General features: G+C 58.9%; 19 protein-coding genes. 4 read left to right on the forward strand and 15 right to left on the reverse strand.

From position 1 onward, the window contains the following. Positions 1 to 8: 8 nt before the first annotated feature. The 9 genes from LOY43_RS20480 to LOY43_RS20520 all read right to left on the reverse strand — a co-directional run bounded on the left by LOY43_RS20480 (position 9) and on the right by LOY43_RS20520 (position 7,483). Positions 9 to 1,319 carry an MFS transporter gene (locus LOY43_RS20480; protein WP_095048589.1) on the reverse strand — a complete coding sequence of 437 codons (1,311 nt, stop codon included), beginning with the start codon at positions 1,317 to 1,319 and terminating at the stop codon, positions 9 to 11. Between the two features lie 174 nt (positions 1,320 to 1,493). Beyond that, entirely contained in the window at positions 1,494 to 2,642 is a 1,149-nt protein-coding gene (dgoD, locus tag LOY43_RS20485; protein WP_007908327.1) for a galactonate dehydratase, read from the reverse strand. 46 nt (positions 2,643 to 2,688) lie between these two features. After that, complete coding sequence (locus LOY43_RS20490) at positions 2,689 to 3,309, reverse strand: 2-dehydro-3-deoxy-6-phosphogalactonate aldolase (protein WP_220556697.1); 621 nt, start codon at positions 3,307 to 3,309, stop codon at positions 2,689 to 2,691. Positions 3,310 to 3,328: 19 nt separating this feature from the next. After that, positions 3,329 to 4,318, reverse strand: coding sequence for a 2-dehydro-3-deoxygalactonokinase (locus tag LOY43_RS20495; RefSeq protein ID WP_258708660.1), 990 nt, complete (start codon positions 4,316 to 4,318; stop codon positions 3,329 to 3,331). Positions 4,319 to 4,423: 105 nt separating this feature from the next. Next, on the reverse strand, positions 4,424 to 4,954 hold the full coding sequence (locus tag LOY43_RS20500; RefSeq protein ID WP_095125191.1) for a hypothetical protein: 531 nt from the start codon (positions 4,952 to 4,954) through the stop codon (positions 4,424 to 4,426). Then, the gene (locus LOY43_RS20505; protein ID WP_077574055.1) at positions 4,951 to 5,685 is read right to left on the reverse strand and encodes a hypothetical protein; all 735 of its coding nucleotides are present in this window, start codon (positions 5,683 to 5,685) and stop codon (positions 4,951 to 4,953) included. The genes LOY43_RS20500 and LOY43_RS20505 overlap by 4 nt, the downstream gene beginning before the upstream one ends. 5 nt (positions 5,686 to 5,690) lie before the next feature. Next, on the reverse strand, positions 5,691 to 6,185 hold the full coding sequence (locus LOY43_RS20510; RefSeq protein ID WP_016986005.1) for a PAAR domain-containing protein: 495 nt from the start codon (positions 6,183 to 6,185) through the stop codon (positions 5,691 to 5,693). After that, entirely contained in the window at positions 6,182 to 6,844 is a 663-nt protein-coding gene (locus LOY43_RS20515) for a hypothetical protein (RefSeq protein ID WP_258708661.1), read from the reverse strand. Before LOY43_RS20515 ends, LOY43_RS20510 begins: the two co-directional genes overlap by 4 nt. Positions 6,845 to 7,003: 159 nt before the next feature. Next, a complete protein-coding gene (locus LOY43_RS20520) occupies positions 7,004 to 7,483 on the reverse strand; it encodes a GNAT family N-acetyltransferase (RefSeq protein WP_007908312.1) in 480 nt (159 codons plus the stop codon). A 230-nt stretch (positions 7,484 to 7,713) separates the two neighbouring features. Here LOY43_RS20520 and LOY43_RS20525 point away from each other — a divergent pair, with 230 nt between their 5' ends. From LOY43_RS20525 to LOY43_RS20540, 4 genes are all read left to right on the forward strand, one after another. Next, entirely contained in the window at positions 7,714 to 8,367 is a 654-nt protein-coding gene (locus LOY43_RS20525; RefSeq protein ID WP_095048595.1) for an HD domain-containing protein, read from the forward strand. 108 nt (positions 8,368 to 8,475) lie between these two features. Beyond that, a complete protein-coding gene (locus LOY43_RS20530; protein ID WP_220556699.1) occupies positions 8,476 to 9,672 on the forward strand; it encodes an MFS transporter in 1,197 nt (398 codons plus the stop codon). A gap of 82 nt (positions 9,673 to 9,754) precedes the next feature. After that, positions 9,755 to 10,096 carry a hypothetical protein gene (locus LOY43_RS20535; RefSeq protein WP_007908306.1) on the forward strand — a complete coding sequence of 114 codons (342 nt, stop codon included), beginning with the start codon at positions 9,755 to 9,757 and terminating at the stop codon, positions 10,094 to 10,096. 44 nt (positions 10,097 to 10,140) lie between these two features. Further along, positions 10,141 to 10,395 (forward strand): hypothetical protein, encoded by a 255-nt coding sequence (locus LOY43_RS20540; protein ID WP_092279308.1) that lies wholly within the window; start codon positions 10,141 to 10,143, stop codon positions 10,393 to 10,395. A gap of 168 nt (positions 10,396 to 10,563) precedes the next feature. Here the strand turns inward: LOY43_RS20540 and LOY43_RS20545 are convergent, their stop codons facing one another. From LOY43_RS20545 to araG, 6 genes are all read right to left on the reverse strand, one after another. Beyond that, positions 10,564 to 11,493 (reverse strand): PfkB family carbohydrate kinase, encoded by a 930-nt coding sequence (locus LOY43_RS20545; RefSeq protein ID WP_258708662.1) that lies wholly within the window; start codon positions 11,491 to 11,493, stop codon positions 10,564 to 10,566. Continuing rightward, complete coding sequence (locus tag LOY43_RS20550; protein ID WP_150775188.1) at positions 11,486 to 12,952, reverse strand: cytosine permease; 1,467 nt, start codon at positions 12,950 to 12,952, stop codon at positions 11,486 to 11,488. Before LOY43_RS20550 ends, LOY43_RS20545 begins: the two co-directional genes overlap by 8 nt. A gap of 227 nt (positions 12,953 to 13,179) precedes the next feature. Further along, positions 13,180 to 14,178, reverse strand: a complete 999-nt coding sequence (locus LOY43_RS20555) for an ADP-ribosylglycohydrolase family protein (protein ID WP_095125196.1) — start codon at positions 14,176 to 14,178, stop codon at positions 13,180 to 13,182. Continuing rightward, positions 14,175 to 14,888: a GntR family transcriptional regulator gene (locus LOY43_RS20560; RefSeq protein ID WP_095048600.1), complete on the reverse strand. Its 714-nt coding sequence runs from the start codon at positions 14,886 to 14,888 to the stop codon at positions 14,175 to 14,177. Before LOY43_RS20560 ends, LOY43_RS20555 begins: the two co-directional genes overlap by 4 nt. 312 nt (positions 14,889 to 15,200) lie before the next feature. Then, positions 15,201 to 16,169 (reverse strand): L-arabinose ABC transporter permease AraH, encoded by a 969-nt coding sequence (araH, locus tag LOY43_RS20565; protein ID WP_026000669.1) that lies wholly within the window; start codon positions 16,167 to 16,169, stop codon positions 15,201 to 15,203. A 12-nt stretch (positions 16,170 to 16,181) separates the two neighbouring features. Then, positions 16,182 to 17,729 carry an L-arabinose ABC transporter ATP-binding protein AraG gene (gene araG, locus LOY43_RS20570; protein ID WP_095048601.1) on the reverse strand — a complete coding sequence of 516 codons (1,548 nt, stop codon included), beginning with the start codon at positions 17,727 to 17,729 and terminating at the stop codon, positions 16,182 to 16,184. Positions 17,730 to 17,734 lie beyond the last annotated feature (5 nt).

Genomic DNA, 17,734 nt, shown 5'->3' on the forward strand with positions numbered 1-17,734 from the left:
GCAGACCACTACAACTCGATACGCTCGACCTTGCCGACCAGCAGCACGTAGGACAAAGCACCGATCAAGGCGAGAACCGCGATATAGGTGATCGCCGGGGCGAACGAATCGCCGCTGGCAAGGAAACCGATGACGATCGGCGTAGCAATTGCCGACAGGTTGCCGATGAAATTGAACACCCCGCCAGTCAGCCCCAACAACCGCGCTGGCGCTAACGTCGACACCAGTGACCAAGTGATCGAGGCCAGGCCGTTGCCGAAAAATGCCAACGCCAGAAAGGCAATCACCAGCGGCGTCGACTCAACGAAGTTGGCGCCGATGATCGAGGTGGAAATAAGCAGCCCGCCAATGATCGGCAACTTGCGCGCAAACCCGACGGTGTAGCCGCGACGAATCAAGAAGTCGGAAAAGAACCCCGAACACAGCACACCGATGAACGCGGCGAGAAACGGCAGCGACGCCAGCAGGCCGGACTTGATGAAGTCCATGCCGCGATATTTCACCAGATAGGTCGGGAACCACGTCAGGAAAAACCACAGCGTCGAGTTCAGGCAGAACTGGCCGAGGTAGATGCCCCACAATTTGCGCTTGGTCAGGACGATGCCCAAATCGGTCCAGCTGAATTTGGCTTTGACCTTGGCCGACTCTTGCTGAATATCAACTAGACCACCGCCCTCGCGGATCAGGTCGATTTCCGCTTCGTTCGCGCCTTTGAAATCCCGTGGCTCGCGATACACCGCGTACCAGATCGCCGCCCAGATAATGCCGACAGCGCCTGTTGCGACGAACACCATGTGCCAGCCGAATTCATGTTGCAGCCAGGCGAGCACCGGAGTGAGAAATGCCAGACCAACGAACTGTCCCGACGTGTAAAAACCAATCGCCGTGGCGCGTTCCCGCTCGGGAAACCACGTCGTGACCACACGGCTGTTGATCGGATAAGCCGGCGCTTCCAGCGCACCGACCGCCATGCGCAATACAAACAACGCGATGAAACTCGCAGCGAAACCGAGCATCACCGTAGCCACAGACCACAACAACAAAGCGACGCTGTAAAGAATGCGCGGCGGCACGCGATCGACCAACCAGCCGCCGGGGATCTGCATCGCGGCGTAAGTCCAGCCGAACGCGGAGAAAATCAGACCGACGTGAATCGGATCGATGCCCAGCTCACTGGTCAGCGCCGGCGCAGCAATCGACAGGTTGCTGCGGTCGAGGTAGTTGATGACCACGGTGATAAACAGCAACACCATGATGAAAAAACGCTTACGGCTGGGCGTGACTAAAGACGCCTGCCCGGTGAGGGTTTGCGGTTGCATGGGGAGAGCCTCTTTTTATGTTTATTGAGGTCGGCCTGAGGCCTGATCGTTCCCACGCTCCGCGTGGGAATGCAGCCCGGGACGCTCTGCGTCCCAAAAGCGCACGCAGAGCGTCCATTGAGGCATTCCCACGCAGAGCGTGGGAACGATCTCATCGGGTGTGTCAGGGACGACTCACCACTCGGCAAAACTGCCATCGGCATGACGCCAGATCGGGTTGCGCCAGCGATGCCCGACCGCTGCGCGCTCAATCACATATTCTTCGTTGATCTCAATGCCCAACCCCGGGCCGTTCGGAATCTTCACAAAACCTTTGTCGTAATCGAACACCCGCGGATCCTTCACGTAGTCGAGCAAGTCGTTGCTCTCGTTGTAATGGATGCCCAGGCTCTGCTCCTGGATAAACGCGTTGTAACAAGCCGCGTCCAATTGCAAACACGCCGCCAGCGCAATCGGCCCCAACGGGCAGTGCAGCGCCAGTGCCACATCGTAGGCCTCGGCCATGTTGGCGATCTTGCGGGTTTCGGTGATGCCGCCCGCGTGGGAGGCATCCGGCTGGATGATGTCGACGTAACCTTCGCTCAACACGCGTTTAAAGTCCCAACGCGAGAACAGCCGCTCACCCAGAGCAATCGGTGTGCTGGTCAACGGCGCCAGCTCTTTCAACGCTTCATAGTTTTCGCTGAGCACCGGCTCTTCGATAAACATCAGTTTGTACGGGTCGAGTTCCTTCATCAGCACCTTGGCCATCGGCTTGTGCACGCGGCCATGGAAGTCGACGCCGATACCGACGTTCGGCCCGACCGCGTCACGTACGGCGGCGACGTTGGCCAGCGCCAGATCGACTTTCTCGAAGGTATCGAGGAATTGCAGTTCTTCGGTGCCGTTCATTTTCACCGCAGTAAAACCACGGCTCACCGCCTCTTTCGCCGCACGCGCGGTGTCCGCTGGACGGTCGCCGCCAATCCACGAATACACGCGAATCTTGTCACGCACCTGGCCACCGAGCAGATCACTCACCGACACGCCAAGGGCCTTGCCCTTGATGTCCCACAACGCCTGATCGATACCCGCCAGCGCGCTCATGTGGATCGCACCGCCACGGTAGAAACCGCCGCGATAGAGCACAGTCCAGATGTCTTCGATGTTGCGTGGGTCTTTGCCGATCAGGTAGTCGGACAATTCTTCGACGGCAGCCGCGACGGTGTGTGCGCGGCCTTCGACCACAGGCTCGCCCCAACCGGTCACGCCCTCGTCGGTTTCGACCTTGAGAAAGCACCAGCGCGGCGGGACGATGAAGGTGGTGAGTTTGGTGATTTTCATCTTTTTGTCTCTCTTGTAGATGCAGCGCACGCAGCGCCAAAAAGTCTTAGCGAAGGGCCTTCCACGCGGCCACGTAGGCCTTGGCATTCACCGCCACTTGCTCCGGGGTCATGCCCGGTTTGAACAGTCCGGAACCGAGGCCGAAACCTTTTACACCGGCATCGATAAACGCCTGCATATTGTCCGGCGTGATGCCGCCGACCGGCGCCAGTACCGTTCCCGTCGGCAACACTGCGAGCCAGGCTTTGACGACCGCCGGGCCCATCTGCTCGGCCGGAAACATCTTGAGAATGTCCGCGCCCTCCTCCAGTGCCGCGAAAGCCTCGGTCGGCGTGGCGACACCCGGCGACAGAAACAGCCCCGCCGCTTTCGCCGCACGCAAGACCTTGGCGTCACTGTGCGGCATGACAATCACTTGGCCGCCGGCTTCTTTCACCAGCTCGACCTGTGCCGGGGTCAACACCGTGCCGGCACCGATCAGGCAATCGGCGGGCAGGGCCTTACGCAGGATGCGGATACTTTCGTACGGCGAAGGGGAATTGAGCGGTACTTCGATGACGCGAAATCCAGCCGCATACAGGACTTCTCCGACAGCGGCGGCTTCCTGCGGATGCAGGCCACGCAGAATCGCGATCAGACCGTTTTGCGCCAATGCTTGCTTGAGCATGTCAGGCCTCCAGTCAGGGTTAACGGGATGAGGAATCGATCAGTCCGGCGGCCAGCGCCAGTTGCCACAGACCACGCTCGGTGGCCTGTTCGGCCAGCGTCACGTTGGCGAAACCGCAGGCAGCGAGGGCACGGCTGTAGCGCGTGCAGAGTTGCGCGTTGCCGATGAGGATGATCGAAGGGAGATTCGGGTTGTTGCGGCGACGCCGCTGAACCGTGGCGAGCGCCGCCAGTTCATGGCCGATCATCAGGCCGGACAGATAATCCGCCTGCGCGGTCGGGCTGAGTTCGCCGGTCAGGCCCAAGGTACGGGCACTGAACAACGTCGACAGCACGCCGAGTTCGCCGTCCACCGACTGCGCAACCTGCACACCACGGTCAAACGCCAGAGCATCGAACGCCGCCCCCTGCTTCAGGGTACGGCCGAGAATGCTGTGTTCACTGAGCACGGCGAACACTTCGCCGGTCATGAACGTGTCGAAATGGGTGATGCAGCCATCGACGACGTCCACCCATTTCGAATGACTGCCCGGCAGACCGATCAACAGATCAACACCCGCCTCAATCGGCAGATTTTGCAGCACGCCGAGCACTTGGGTTTCTTCGCCGCGCATCACGTTCGGCAGGCGCGAACGCTGAATCACACCCGGCACGATATGCACGCGGGTGCCGCGCAGGCTGACAATTGTTTGTAGGGAGTTTCCGAGATTGGCGACGTTCGCCGGCGTCTCGCAGTAGGCTGCTTCACGCCAGCCCTGTGCACTGCCGACCATGCCGCAAGCTATCACCGGTAGATTCGGCTGCGCATCGAGCCAGTCGCCGCACGCCTCGTCGAACGCCAGTTCAAAACCATCGGCGCATTCGCGACCGTTGATGACTCGCGGAGTCTTCGGCAGTTGCATGATCCCGGACGACAGCGCGCGCTGCTCCAGCACCACACCGTCCGCTGCGAGTTTGTAAGCACGTAATGAGGTCGTCCCCCAATCGAGCGCGATCAATTGCGCCAGCATCGCTTCACCTGTTTTGTTTTTGGCAGTGAGTGCGACGGACTATAGACCTCTCAGACGGGAAATCTCAATATGTAATTTTGCATCCCACATTATGGGATAAAGCAATCATTGCACGCGCTGCTGTTCAATGACGTGTACGAGGTCAGTTGCTGGAATCAGCATTGACTTCGAATAGTATCCCCCGAATGAGTAAGCTGAGGTAAACACTCTGCAAGAGACGGCGTTACGTTCATTTAATAATGCCAGCAGTTCTTCCGCGCTCATGAAAACATTTGAAACGCCCTCATCCTCCTTTCTCACTGCGGACAATCTAGACGTATAAATATGGTCTAAACCAGACTTATCGGCGTCAACCTCAACAAGATTACCAACAAAATAATTAGTCAATTTATCGGAGTTTTCAAATTCAAGCTCTTTATCCAGAGAGCAAAACAATGTTTCACCCAACTGTGTTTCTCCCGTCGCATCCTTAAAAAAATTCAACACATCGGTCTTCGAACTAAAGCGAACACTCCAAGACAAACTATCGCCCCCTGTAGCGACAGAAATGAATTCAATCTCGGTATCAGGAAGAATCGGCCGCTTGGCACAAGAACTACATAGAAGCATCGTCAGCACAATAAATAGTCGTATCATTTTTTCGATTCCAAATATTGAGTCACTCGCTCATAAACTATATCGCACGCAGACTTTCCACTTTGAAGTTTGGAGGCGAACAGCATACCTGCTTGCCGGTGATTCGCACTGACCGCCTCATTTATATTCGGTCCAGATGTCATGATCCAGCGCTCTCCCAAACTGGCAACAGTATCTGAATCGTCTTTTTCCTTGGGGGATGCCAATATATTTATCCAGTAATCTGCCACGGGCTTTGGCGTCGTAAAATAGATATCAGAGAACATCCATACACCTGTACCACCGCCAACAGGATCGAGTGTTACCAACATCTTGACTGTATAACCTCGCTCTTTCAAAATCGAGGTCAAATGTGCACCATTCCACCCCCCAAGGCTATGACCAACAATCACAAGATAAACCGTCTTATCACCTTTTAACGGGCGTATTACATACTTCTCGATATCCTTCTCACCGCGAACATCCTTATAGCTTATATAAGGTAAATTAACGTCGAGCTTTTGTTCCGGAGACAGTCTGTTCGACAACTGATTCCACGCATTTTGCACGTTATGATGAGGAGGTTCATTCTGATAATACTCCTCTTTATCCCCAGCACCGCCAATAAAGAAAACGGCTACCTTTTTCACTTTGACAGTAACTTGCTTGACGCTCTGGTCAGTCTTGCAGGTCAACTCATGGCCAGCCACTTCAGTTTTGCAGTCTCTGAGTGCAGGATTTTCGACTTCCATTTCGATCACTCTACAAACAATTTAATAGTTTCAGCCAAGTGAGAACTCACCATATGGGTAAAGCCCTGCTCATTGGTGATGCCATGTTCTATGCGCCCATCACCTCGCTGGATCGCATACGGATGATCGGGGATAGGCTCGCCAGTCGCCTCGTTAACCACTTGCAACCTGTCCGTAAAATGCACCGGCATCGGCAACAGCCCACTAAACGCTGCCCCTCCGCCACTCTGGCCGATAATCACCGTCCCCGAGCCACCCACCACGACATTGCCGTGGCCTCCGGTGCTGTCGAGCGTGGCGGCATTCAAGCCGTTGATAAAAACGGTGCCGGAAACTGCCCCGGTAATCGGACTGCCGCACGCCGATTTATCGGTCATGCGCGCGGCGGCGAGGCCGTCGAAGAAGACGTTCGGCGAGCCGGAGGCAATCGGGTTGGTGCCATGGCCTGGCAATGGGCAGGCGGTCGGGTCGGTGACGCGTGCAGCGGGTTTACCACTCAATTCAAAGCTCCTTGCTTCAGGGGTTCCGGGTGCGGCTGATGAATATCGATGTCGGTCGCGGCGAACCGCCAGCGGTTGTCGACGGGGTCGAACAGGGCGTGGCAATGCTCACGGCTGTCGGGTGATGCGGCGGTTTGCAGGTGTCGCCAGGCTTCGTCGGTTTGCCAGGCCAGTTCAGCCGGCGAGGCGTCGTCGAGTTCGTTGAGCCAGGCGTTGTAGTTGCGCAGGTGATTACGCTCGTAAGTCGATTGCAGCAGATCGGCCATTTGTGCGCCGAGGTCGAGATGATGCTGGGCCGTCCACTGGCCGATCTCGGAATAGACGTACCAGCCCATCGGCATCAACCCGCCGTCCTTGAGCAGCGAATGCCCGGCAGGGGCGACGAAACCACAGCAAATGTGCAGCATCAGCCAGCCTTGATGGGCGTCGATAAACGCCGTCGGATCGAAAGTGCGCAGCGGTATCACGCGGTAATCGGCGAGCCCGGCACTGCGCGTCATCAACTCAGCATCGAGGCGTGACACGAACGCACGAATGGCGCTGCCGCCCATGCGGTTTGTCATGCACAGAATGTCGACCGGTTGGCGCTGGGGGTTGTCGCTCGAGCCTGAGTTTTTCACTAGGCCATACAGACGCATTGTCGCCCGTAGTCCGCTCATCGCCGGTCACTCGTTGACGCAGCGAAGGCTCCACGGGCGTGGAGAAGTTGTGCCAGAGGCATTGCAGGTGTCGTCCGTGAGCGCGCAAAAATGGCGCGTAGAATGCCGGACTAGAGCGCTGGCGACAATCGAATTACTGCCGGATTGCCATCATCGTGTTCAACCCTCGGCAAACTCACGCAAAACCTGGCCATCCATGCGGTAGCGCACCCACTCTTCCTGAGGTTGCGCGCCGAGGGATTTGTAGAATTCGATCGCCGGCGTGTTCCAGTCGAGCACGCTCCATTCGAAGCGGCCGCAGTCGTTGTCGCAGGCGATTTTTGCCAGGTGGCGCAACAGGGTTTTGCCGGCACCGCCGCCGCGTTGCTCCGGGGTGATGTAGAGGTCTTCAAGGTACAGGCAATTGCTGCCGAGCCAGGTCGAATAGCTGAAGAAAAACACCGCGAAACCGATCGGCAGACCATCCCGCAGGCAGATCAGACCGTGGGCGGTGGCGCCTTCGCCGAACAGGCTGCGTTCGATGTCGGCGACGCTGGCGATGACTTCGTGACGGGCCTTTTCGAAATCGGCGAGTTCAGTGATGAAGGCGAGGATTTGCGGGGCATCGCTGGGGGTCGCCGGGCGGATTTCGATCGTCATGGACGGGCCTTGTCGGAAAAAGGAAAACGCCATACTAAGACGGTGCGCGGCGCTCGTCACATGGCAAAACACACACTACCCTGCGCAATGTTGCAAAAACAGCAGTCCCCTGTGGAAGCGAGCCTGCTCGCGAAAGCGTGCTTTCAGTCACCTGCATTGTTGATTGACAGACAGCATTCGCGAGCAGGCTCGCTCTCACACAGTGACTTCGACAGTCTAAAAGGATGTTTATGAACCTTGAGTTTTTTACACCGGTGGCGGCACTGGCAGCAGAGTTACTGCCGTACGCATTGGAGCCGTCCGACGACGGCGCTCACGACCTCGCCCACCTGCAACGGGTCTGGCACAACGTGCGTACGCTGCATGAAGAAGAAGGCGGTGATCTTGAGGTGTTGTTGGCCGCCGTGCTCTTGCACGATTGCGTGGCCGTCGAGAAGAATTCGCCACTGCGTTCGCAGGCTTCGCGGCTGGCGGCAGATAAAGCTTCGTCAGTGCTGGCCGATCTGAACTGGTCCGAAGAGAAAATCGCCGCCGTCGCCCACGCCATCGAAGCCCACAGTTTCTCCGCCAACATCACCCCGCTCACCCTCGAAGCGAAAATCGTCCAGGACGCCGATCGGCTCGACTCACTCGGCATGCTTGGCGTCGCCCGCACTTTCTACATCGCCGGGCGCATGGGTTCGGCGCTGTACGACCCGCAGGATCCCGAAGCGAAACAACGCGATTACGATGACACGCGTTTTTGCCTCGATCATTTCCAGACCAAACTGCTGCACCTCGCCGACGGTTTTCAGACCACCGCCGGCCAGCGTCTTGCGCAGGTCCGTCATCAACGTCTGAAGGGTTTCATGGAACAGTTCAAGGAAGAGATTGGCATTGTTTAAGCCGTTACTCCGGCGTGCGCTGAACCTGACTTCGCCAACTTCAGACCTAACCCGCTCACCTGGCGTGCTAAACAGATGACGCTGAATTTCCGGTCAAGGAACCGCGTCATGTCGCAAGCATCACCCCAGGTATCAGGCAAGCTGTTCGGCTTGTTCTGCCTCGCCAGTTATCTGCTGTCGCTGTCTTACGGCTCGACGTTTTTATTGTCGCTGTTGATCAGTTCTCGCGGCGGCAATGAACATGATGCCGGCAGCGTGATTTCGGCGGCGATGCTCAGTACGTTTGTCGCGGTGCTGGTGTCCGGGCATCTGTCGGACTGGCTCGGTGCGGCGCGTTCGATTGCCCTGTTTGGTCTGTTGCTGGTGGCGGCGAGTCTGGGCTTTGCAATGACGCCGGGATTCGGTCATCTGCTGTTGTTTTTTGGTTTGTTACTGGGCCTGGGCTGGGGGGTGTTTTACACCTTGGGACCGATCATCGTTGCCAGTCTGGTGACGCCGGCGCAACGGGCCAGGTATTTCGCGTTGCTGTCGGGCAGCATGATGACTGGCATCGGCAGCGGCCCGTTACTCGGGCGCGCCGCCAGTGCGTTGGGTATGCCTGTGACCTCGGCGTTTTATCTGGCGGCGCTGGCAAGCCTGATCGGCGCGCTGCTGTTCTGGCAACTCGGCGCAAAACTGAAAAGCACACAGGCGACAACCACCGCGAAAATCAGCTGGCAAGCAACCACTCAAGTGCTGGGCTCGCGCGCCGTGTTCCCGATCATCATGGTCGGTCTCGGCGGTTGCGTATTCGGTGGCCTGTCGAGCTTTCAGACCAGCTATGCCGCTGCGCGCTCGCTGGATTATTCATTGTTCTTTCTGGGCTTCATGAGTGCGGCGATCAGCAGTCGAATGTTGATCGCGGGGTATGTGGTCAAGCGTGACCCGTTGCGCGCGTCGAGCCTGCTGTCAGGGTTGATGTTGAGTTCGATTGTGCTGTTCGCGTTCGGCGTGCACGGCGGGTTCACTTACCTGCTGGCGGCAGTGCTGCTGGGTGTTGGTTATGGCCTGACCTATTCGGTGATCAACGGTCTGGCCGCCAACGAAGCACCGGCCGGCACCACATCACAGGCGCTGTTGCTGTTCAGTCTGGCGTACTTTATCGGCGTATTCGGCTTCCCGTTGCTCGCTGGCAAAATCATCGTCGAACACGGCATGGCAACGCTTTTACACACTGTGTTGGTAGTGGCATTGATGAACTGGCTGATCACCCTTGGTCGTCTGCTCTGGCGTCGACTGAATGTCAAAACCGTACCAGCGATTTAGACCGTTCGTCGTTCATCAGGCACCAAACCGCTCAGAGGGCAGACCAACGACAGGTAAGGATTCCAATCACTGGAGACGCCCTATGATCCCGTCAAGGTTGACCGCTTTCGTATTCAGCGCCCTGCTCTGCCCTGCGGTTTTCGCCGCATCCGCCACGGCTGCGGGCACTGGCCCTACCGACCCGACCCCGCCACGCGCCCCCGCCATCAACAGTGCCCCCGGTATGAACACCGATGGCTCGGGCGTGCCTTTGATCAATCAGCCTCCCGCCACCGGTACTGATCCGCGCACCCAGGGCAGTGACCCGGGTCGTCAGGGCGGGATGAACACTCCCGACGCCCCCGCCACGCCTGACAATGCGGGCCCCGGCGTTGGCTCAAAAACCACCACAGGTGGCTCCGGTTCCGAAGGCTCCGGTCAGTAGTTCGCCGACGCGAGCGTCCTATTCAATCCAATGAAGAGGTAACCATGAACGTCGATAAAAACCTGGAAAAAGAAGTCCTCACCCGCCTGCTGCATGCTCATCCGAGTGGACTGGGCAAGGAAGTGTTGGACAATTACCGGGGCGAGAAAGTCGTGGCCAGCGCCCTCGCCGCTTTGCAGGATCGTGGACTGATTCACCACGGGCATGTGACCTGCAACGAGGCTGGCGAACATTCGTTGAACCTGCCGATCAAGCTCAGTGCGGCCGGGGTTGAAGCGGCGCGCAAGCTGGATAGCTGAGCGATATGATCGTGTGATCGTGTGATCGCTAATCATGCAGGAGCGGCTGTTGGCTGCGATCTTTGCTTTTAGAAGATCAAAAGATCGCAGCCTTCGGCAGCTCCTACATTGGATCTAAGGCGAACAGAAATCCCCTGTGGGAGCGAGCTTGTTCGCGAAAACTATCTATCAGGCGCTGCTGGACTTGCGGATAAACGCATCCACTTCATCTGCCCCCGGCGAAGTCGCCGGTCCCCAGCGTGTCACCGCGATAGCCGCTGCCGCATTCGCCCGCCGCGCGGCTTCATGCGCTGACAAACCCTGCGCCAACCCGGCGACAAACACCCCGGCATGTGCATCACCGGCACCATTGCTGTCCACGGCTTTCACGGCAAACCCCGGCACATGCCGACGCTCGTTGGCCTGTTGAATCCAGCAACCCTGCGGCCCGTCCCGCACCACCATCAGCACCTCTTTGGGCAGATGCTCAGTCAGACGATCCAGCGCTAAAGCAATGTCTTCAGCCCCGGTAAAGCGCAACGCCTCGACACTGTTGCTGGTCCACACATCAATGCGCGGCAGCAACGCTTTCATCAGCAGCGAGTCCGGCGATTCAACCAACGGGCCCGGATCGAACACCACGTTGATCGACTCCGGTAACGCCAACGTCCAGTCGAGCAACGCTTGGGCCTTGCCTTCGTGGAGCAGGCTGTAGCCGCTGAGATAAACGTAATCGCCCGCCTCGGCCACAACGCTGTTCAGATCCTCTTCGGTCACCTCACCTTCAGCGCCGATGTAGGAAATGAAACTGCGCTCGGCCGACGCATCGGTCAGCGCGACGCACAAACCGGTGTCTTTCAGTGCGGGTTCGGTGATGCCGATGTGAATCCCCTCGGCGTTCATCGCCTGGCGCGCGAGATCACCGAAACGCCCAGTGCCATGGCGACCGAGATACACCACCGGCAGGCCATTACGCACCGCCGCCGCCATCACGTTGAAACCGCCGCCTGCTTCGAAACCGGCCGACTGCGCCAGCACGTCACCGCCAATCTGCGGCAGCTTATCCACGGCCATGACCAGGTCGATAATGACCTGGCCGGTGTGCAACATCTTAGGCATGAGCATTCTCGGTTTGCGCGGCGCGGCGGTCTTTCGCCCCGCCGAGGACAAAGTAAATGCCACCGGCGACCACGAAGGTCACGATCCAGCCGAGGCCGTTGTGGCCCAGCCAAGAGTCGGACAGGAAGCCTTTGAACCAGACGTTTTCAGCAGTGGTGCCAATGGTGGTGAAACTGAAGCCAAGGACGATGGCAATCGCCCAGGCGCCGAACGCGCGCCACTCGATGCCGCCGCGATACCAGTAGGCGCTGCTCGGGCTGACGTCGAGCAGGTCTTTCGGGCTGTAGTAATGACGGTGAATCAGGTCAACGACGAAGATCCCGACCCACGCGGTGATCGGCACCGCCAGCAGGGAAATAAAGGTAATGAACGGGCCGTAGAAACTGTCGGCGATCAGCATGAAGTAGATCGAACCGGCGAAGATCGCGACGATATCCACTACCACGGCGTAGACGCGTTTGACCTTCAGGCCAAGGGTCAGCGTGGTCAGACCGGCGGAGTACACCGACAGGTTGTTCGACAGCAACAAGCCACCGAACGCGGTGATCAGGTACGGCACGGCCATCCACGTTGGCAGCATGTCGCGGATTGCAACAATCGGGTCAGTCGCCGAGGCGAGGTCGTTGTTACCCACCGACAGCAGACCGCCAAGAGTGATCAGCAGCACCAGCGGAATGCCCGCACCGAACGCGGCAGACGCGACCAGACGTACAGCCTTGACGCTGCGATGCTGATAGCGCGACATGTCGGCGCCAGCGTTGGCCCAACCAATGCCGGTGCCCGCGGCCATGGTGCCGATACCGATGATCATTGCGCTCATCGGCGCCGGCGTGGCGTTGAATACCGCGCTCCAGTCGATGGTCGCGCAGAGGAAGCCGCCAACGAGAATGTTCAGCGCGCCGAACACGTAGGTCGCCCACTTCTGGATCACCAGCAAGGTCGCATGGCCGAGGCCGGATACCGACAGAGTCAGCAGCACGAAAATCGCGATGAAGATCAGCGTCAGTATCGGCGCACTTTTCGCTTCCACTGGCGAGCCGAACAGAATCGAGCACAGCGACAACAGCACAAATGCAGCGGTGGTGGTGTTGACGGTTTCCCAACCCAGACGCGACATCAGCGAGACCAGCGTCGGGCCGATATTGCCGCGCACGCCGAAGATCGCCCGCGACAAGGTCAGGCTCGGCGCGCGGCCACGGCGACCGGCAATCGAGATGATCCCGACCACCGCGAACGAACCGGCAGCGCCGATGATTGCGACGATGATCGCCTGCCAGATCGCCAGCCCGCGAAATGCGACCAGCGTGGCGCCCAGCGGCAGACCGAGGATGGAAATGTTGGCGGCGAACCAGACCCAGAACAGTTGCAGCGGGTGGCCGTTGCACTCGGCTTCCGGCACCGGTTCGATGCCGCGGGTTTCCAGTTGCCCGGCGCTTTGCCCGACGGTTGATGAACTCATGAAGGTGCTCCTGTTTGCCTTTTTTGTGGTTGTGGCAATGATGCAAAACGACAAGACATCGCGGCCGTCCTCGGCCTGTCTGCGCGATCCATTGCGGGTTGTAAATTCGATTATGCGGTGCGCCTATCGCTGGCAAGCCAGCTCCCACAGGGATCAGGGTGTACACAAATGTGTGTTCACAGCAAAAACCTGTGGGAGCTGGCTTGCCAGCGATGGCGTCATTTCACTCAGCGCAACGCCAACAGCCCCTGCACCAACGGCTCAAGCTCTAGGTGATTAACCGATTTGACCGTGTCGATCATCGGCACTGGCCAGCTCTCAAGACCCAGGCAGGCCCCAAGCATGGCGCCGAGAATCGCCGCGATGGTGTCAGTGTCACCGCCAAGACTGGCGGCCATGCACAACGCATCAAACGCGCTCATCTCGCCGACGGCCACTTGCTGCGCCAGGGCAAAGGAGACCACCACCGATTCCTGCGACGCCACCGAAGTACCGATCACGTCATAGAGCAGATCCGCCAGCAAAGCCTTGTCGCTATCGACACTGATGGTGCGCGCCCAACTGATTCGCGAGCCAATGCGCCCACCGGCCACCCAGTGCCCGTGCGCCTCGGCTTGCTGAGCGATGTGCTGGCCGAGGTTCAACGCCTCGCCCAGGTCCATGCCATTGATGCCGGCAGATACCACCGCTGCCACCGCCGCCGCACTGGAAATCCCCAGCGTGGTGTTGTGGGTGACCTGACAGGCCTGTACCACCGCTGCGATAAACCGCTGAGGATCGGCAACATCCGCCGCGATCCCTACCGGCGTAATGCGCATGGCCGCGCCGTTAGTGGTGCCGTAGCGTCCGGCCTCTTCCGGCGAATGGCCGGCGAGGATCATTTCGATGGCGCGCTTGGTCGACGGCCCGAGCAAGTCCTGCGAGCCCTTGGCCTGCATCTCGGCCTCCCACTCGATCAAGCGTTGCGCGAGGATCGCCGGTTCGATGCGGCCTTTGCCTTCGACCAGCAACTCACCGACCAGAATGGCTTGTTCAGTGTCGTCGGTGATCGAGCCTTTGGGCATGTTTGCGGCGATGGGTTGCAAGGGACCTGCATCCTGCAGATCGGTGATTGTGCCGAAGCGGGTCTTGATGGTTTCGCGGTTCAGCGATTGCGTCGGCATGCCCAGCGCATCACCGAGGGCCAGGCCATAGAAAGCACCAAGGGCACGGTTGAGCGCGGTCATTTCGATTCTCCAAATTGCAGGTGCAAACGGAAATGCACCGGGTCGAGCAGGCTTTCGACCAGCTCCATAAAACGGTTCTGGCGATCGTAGGTGGTGCGCAACGCCTTGAGGAAAACCGTGCCGACCGGGCGCCCGAGCAATTCGGCGTCTTCGGCATTCAACGGCTCGGCACCGATCCACTGATCACCGCGTTCGCCGATGTAGCCGTAAGCGGCCAAGGTGATGGTCAGGGAATTGTCGATCAGGCCGACACGCGGCAGGCTTTCCAGGCCGCCGGTGGCCGGCATCAAAGAGCGTTCGAGAGAGACCAGCGTGCCGTCGTTGGAGCGCCGACGGCGGTCGAGGGTAATGAATTGGTCAGTGCCGAACCGCGAGAGCAGATCGGGCCGGGTCACGGCTTCCAGACGCAGCACTTCGGTATTGATCAGCGCGCCGCTGTCGGCCAGCGCCTGCGCCCAGCCGCTGCGCTGGTCGAGCGCGACACCGTCGAAGGTGACGATGGAGCCGACGCCGCTTTGCGTGGCGATGTAGTTGCGCCGTTTCAATTCGGCCAGCGCTTCGCGCAGCGTGCCTCGGCTGACTTTGAATTCTTGAGCCAACTGATGTTCGCCGGGCAACAGAAAGCCGTCCTCCATGAGGCCGCTTTCGATGCGTCGGACGAGTTCGTCGACCACCCGTTGTTTCTTGTCAAATCGTACCTGTCTAATCATGTACAAATTGATACCCGAAACTAGCGTGGGCGGGCAAGGGATATTTAGCGAGAGTGACGAAAGGCGGGAGAATCAAAAGCCCCTCACCCTAGCCCTCTCCCGAAGGGAGAGGGGACTGAATGGGGGATGCTCAAGAAGTACGCCGACCTGAAAGTGCTTCGCCGAATCCACAATCGACCTGAAAGTACTTTGCCGAATCCATAATCGACTAGGTCTTTCAGGTCGATGCAGGACGCAAAGCACCCCGGTCGGCCCCCTCTCCCTCCGGGAGAGGGCTGGGCGGGCGGCGTTCCGATGAGGGGCTCTTGATTTTTAGCGTTGTTTCAGACGGTCGATGACGACGGCCAACAGCAGGATCGAACCACGGATAACATATTGGTAGAAGGTATCAATGTTCTTCAGGTTCATCGCATTCTCAATGATCGCCAAAATCAACACCCCGGCAATCACATGCCGAATCATGCCGATCCCACCGCTCAACGACACCCCGCCCAACACGCAAGCCGAGATCACCGTCAGTTCAAACCCCTGACCAATCATCGGCTGCCCCGAGGTCATCCGCGACGCCAGAATCACCCCGGCCAGCGCACCGATCACACCGTGCACGGCAAAGATAATGATCTTGGTCCGATCAACGTTCACACCCGCGAGCAACGCCGCTTCCTGATTGCCACCAATGGCCATGGTGTTGCGCCCGTAGGTGGTGTAATTCAACAGCCAACCAAAAAACAGGAAGCAAACAATGGTGATCAGAATCGGCACCGGCACGCCAAACAACTGGCCATTGCCGAAAACGAAGAACGATTCCTGCGACACGCCCACTGCTTTGCCGTTGGCAAAAATGTAAGCCAGACCGCGAACGATCTGCATGGTCGCCAACGTCGTGATCAAGGCGTTGACGCGCAACTTGGCAATCACGATGCCGTTGATCAACCCGACAATCAGGCCCATCACCAGCGCCGCGCTGACACCGAGAAACACGCTATTGGTGTCGCGCATCACCACCGCCGCAACTACCCCGGCGCAGGCAATCACCGAGCCGACCGACAAGTCGAAATGCCCCGACGCCAGGCAGTACAACATCGTGCACGCGGCGATCCCGGTGGTGGAAATCGCCAAGCCCAATCCGCGCATGTTCAGCGGCGAAAGGAAGTTGTCGATCAGCAAGGTGCAGGCGACAAAAATGCCCACGGCCGCCAGCAGCATGACCCAGTCGTCGAGGAAGCGGCGCATGTCCAGAGGTTTGCGCTCTTTGGGCAGGGTTTCGTTTTGGGTTGTCATCATAGTCACCTCTCAGTTCGCCACGCCGTCAGCGCGGTGGCGCGGCAAAGCCAGTTGCAGCAGGTTGGATTCATTGGCCTGATCGCGGCCGATTTCGCCGCGCAGGGCGCCTTCGCAGAGCACCAGAATGCGGTCGGAAATACCCATCACTTCCATCAGGTCGCTGGACACCACGATCACCGAAATGCCGTCGGCGGCGAGGTTATGGATGATCTGGTAAATCTCGGCTTTGGCACCGATGTCGATGCCGCGCGTCGGTTCGTCGAGCAGCAGGACTTTCATCGGCATCGACAGCCAGCGACCGAGAATGGCCTTCTGCTGATTGCCACCGGAAAGGAATTTGATCTGCTGACCGGCGTGCGGGGTTTTCACTTTCAGGGCTTTGATCTGTTTGTCGGCGTTGCCCTTTTCCCACAGACCGCGAATCAGGCAACCGAGGCCCGAATGGGCGCCGCGTGCGCTGATATTGATGTTTTCGGCAACGCTGGCCAGCGGGATAATGCCTTCCTTCTTGCGATCTTCCGGGCAGAGCAGAATGCCCGCAGCAATCGCGTCGCGCGGTGAGCGCAGTTTCAGTTCGTGACCGCGCAATTCGAGGCGTCCGGCGGTGTTGCGTTCCAGCCCGCTGAGCAAGCGAAACAGCTCGGTGCGCCCTGCCCCGACCAATCCGAACAGGCCAAGAATTTCACCTTTGTGCGCTTCGAAACTGATCGGTTCGCGCAGACCCGGGCCGAGCAAACCATCAACCTTCAGCGCGACGGCACCGCGTGGTCGATGGCGATAATCGTAAATGTCCTGAATGTCGCGGCCGACCATGCAGGTCACCAACTGATCGTGGCTCAACTGGCTCATGTCGTCGAAGGTGCGCACGTAGCGACCGTCCTTGAACACCGTCACGGCGTCACAGATGCGGAACACTTCTTCCATGCGGTGGGAAACGTAGAGCACGACTTTGCCCTCGTCACGCAGGCGTCCGATGATCGCCATCAAGCGGTCGATCTCACGGGCCGAAAGGCTGCTGGTCGGTTCGTCGAAAGCGATGACGTGGGCGCCGCGCGACAGCGCCTTGGCGATTTCCACCAATTGCCGCTGGCCGAGGGACAAGCGCCCGACCTTGGTTTGCGGATCGATTTCGTCGGCCAGGCCTTTGAGGCAGTTCAACGCTTGCTGGCGTAAAGCACCGCGATTGATCAAACCGAAACTGGCCGGCAGATGGCCGAGGAACAGGTTTTCGGCGACGGTCATTTCCGGCACCAGATGCAGCTCCTGGTGAATCACCGCGACGCCGCTGCCGATGCTGTCAGCGGTCGACTTGAACGCCATGGTCTGCTCGCCGATCTGCAACTCGCCGCTGCTCGGGATGTAAGCACCGCCGAGGATTTTCAGCAGGGTCGATTTGCCGGCGCCGTTCTCGCCCATCAAGGCGTGAACCTGGCCGGGATGGGCGACAAAGCTGATAGCGTCCAGCGCTTTCACCCCGGGAAAGGTTTTGCCGATCCCGTTGAAGCGCAGGCTGCCGCTGGCGCCGTGTTGTTCTTGTGTTTGTACTTGCGCGTGCATAAAGC

This window comes from Pseudomonas sp. B21-041 (assembly GCF_024748675.1).
Lineage (GTDB): Bacteria > Pseudomonadota > Gammaproteobacteria > Pseudomonadales > Pseudomonadaceae > Aquipseudomonas > Aquipseudomonas neuropathica.